This window comes from Paenibacillus sp. 10L310, assembly GCF_056395745.1.
On sequence record NZ_JBFTKC010000057.1, the window covers coordinates 1 to 612 of the forward strand.

Genomic DNA, 612 nt, shown 5'->3' on the forward strand with positions numbered 1-612 from the left:
AGGATCCTTTAAGCCTTCGGCCCTACAACTTCTGAATCATCTGAATGGTGATTTCGTGGGCAAGATGCAGCAAGAAGAGGCTTATAAGCACCAATTATTTGGTAAAGTTGTCTCAGCAGCACGAGAGTTAAGCACRGCTACTTCCTTTATGGATTTTGTGAAGAAACTGCATCAGCAGGAAAAGGAARTTAGCCAGATGTATTATCAGATTCCAGGCAATACGAGGGAGCATTGGGCKCATCAACAGGTTGACCAAGAGTTGAAGGAAGCACTCGTGTATTATGGGGATGTGAAGCAGAATGACATTAAATATGAACTCTTTTTTGGCCCTTATCATAACGGCATTGCTCGAGATATCGGAAGAATAGACATCACCGCCGAGGAAATGGGTGACTATAATTACTGGCAGAAACAGAATCTGACGGTCGAACAGAAGAAGTATCTTGCCCGGCGAATTATGGCTCCCATGAGCGAAGAAGAATTATCTACCCTGATGGGTGAATTCGAGCAACACGAGATGACTATGAAAGGATTGGACGGGGAGTTCAATGGATTTACGGGCAGAGTAAGCACGAAAAAGGGTTCTTCAGGTGTACCCGAACCCTCAGACCA

1 protein-coding gene is annotated in these 612 nt (G+C 44.8%); it reads left to right on the forward strand.

Going from position 1 to position 612, the window contains the following annotated elements:
- Positions 1 to 612: hypothetical protein (locus AC1DE7_RS31775; protein WP_477535895.1), on the forward strand; the 612-nt coding region annotated here is incomplete at both ends.